The organism is Pigmentiphaga litoralis, from assembly GCF_013408655.1.
In the GTDB taxonomy this organism is placed as follows: Bacteria; Pseudomonadota; Gammaproteobacteria; order Burkholderiales; family Burkholderiaceae_B; genus Pigmentiphaga; species Pigmentiphaga litoralis_A.
This window is the reverse complement of record NZ_JACCBP010000006.1, coordinates 3,336-4,952: the sequence shown is the minus strand read 5'-3', so window position 1 is coordinate 4,952 and position 1,617 is coordinate 3,336. Positions and strand designations below refer to the sequence as shown.

Below are 1,617 nucleotides of genomic sequence, written 5' to 3'. Positions count from 1 at the left end.
AGGGGGGTCAAGCCCCCGGGAAATCTTATCTTTAGACGAGTTTCCCGCTTAGATGCCTTCAGCGGTTATCTCTTCCGTACATAGCTACCCGGCAATGCCATTGGCATGACAACCGGTACACCAGAGGTACGTCCATTCCGGTCCTCTCGTACTAGGAACAGGCTCCATCAAATTTCCAGCGCCCACGGCAGATAGGGACCAAACTGTCTCACGACGTTTTAAACCCAGCTCACGTACCTCTTTAAATGGCGAACAGCCATACCCTTGGGACCGGCTACAGCCCCAGGATGAGATGAGCCGACATCGAGGTGCCAAACACCGCCGTCGATATGAACTCTTGGGCGGTATCAGCCTGTTATCCCCAGAGTACCTTTTATCCGTTGAGCGATGGCCCTTCCATTCAGAACCACCGGATCACTATGTCCTGCTTTCGCACCTGTTCGACTTGTCAGTCTCACAGTTAAGCACGCTTATGCCATTGCACTATCAGCACGATTTCCGACCGTACCTAGCGTACCTTCGAACTCCTCCGTTACCCTTTAGGAGGAGACCGCCCCAGTCAAACTGCCCACCATGCACTGTCCCCGATCCGGATAACGGACCAAGGTTAGAACCGCAAATAAATCAGGGTGGTATTTCAAGGTTGGCTCCACGAGATCTAGCGACCTCGCTTCAGCGCCTCCCACCTATCCTACACAGACCGATTCACAATCCAATGCAAAGCTACAGTAAAGGTTCATGGGGTCTTTCCGTCTAGCCGCGGGTAGATTGCATCATCACAAACATTTCAACTTCGCTGAGTCTCAGGAGGAGACAGTGTGGCCATCGTTACGCCATTCGTGCAGGTCGGAACTTACCCGACAAGGAATTTCGCTACCTTAGGACCGTTATAGTTACGGCCGCCGTTTACCGGGGCTTCGATCAAGAGCTTGCACCCCATCACTTAACCTTCCGGCACCGGGCAGGCGTCACACCCTATACGTCCACTTTCGTGTTTGCAGAGTGCTGTGTTTTTATTAAACAGTCGCAGCCACCGATTATCTGCGACCCTTTCACGCTTTGCACGCAGGTGCATCACGCTACAAGGGCATACCTTCTCCCGAAGTTACGGTATCAATTTGCCGAGTTCCTTCTCCTGAGTTCTCTCAAGCGCCTTAGAATACTCATCCCGTCCACCTGTGTCGGTTTGCGGTACGGTCTTGTTTAACTGAAGCTTAGAGGCTTTTCTTGGAACCACTTCCGATCACTTCGCGAACAAGTTCGCTCGTTCCACACCCTTGAATTACGCGCCCGGATTTGCCTAAGCGCCTTCTTTGATGCAGTAACAGGGACTTCCAACACCCTGATGACCTTCCGCGATCCGTCCCCCCATCGCATTAAACAATGGTGCAGGAATATTAACCTGCTTCCCATCAGCTACGCATCTCTGCCTCGCCTTAGGGGCCGACTCACCCTACGCCGATGAACGTTGCGTAGGAAACCTTGGACTTACGGCGAGAGGGCCTTTCACCCTCTTTATCGCTACTCATGTCAGCATTCGCACTTCTGATACCTCCAGCATCCTTTACAAGACACCTTCGCAGGCTTACAGAACGCTCCCCTACCACGCATGGATAT

The 1,617-nt window shown here is 52.6% G+C and carries 1 rRNA gene (cut by a window edge); it reads right to left on the bottom strand.

Annotation, left to right across the window (positions count from 1 at the left end):
• Window positions 1-3: 3 nt before the first annotated feature.
• Window positions 4-1,617, bottom strand: a 23S ribosomal RNA gene (locus HD883_RS27410); it runs 1,264 nt beyond the window's last position.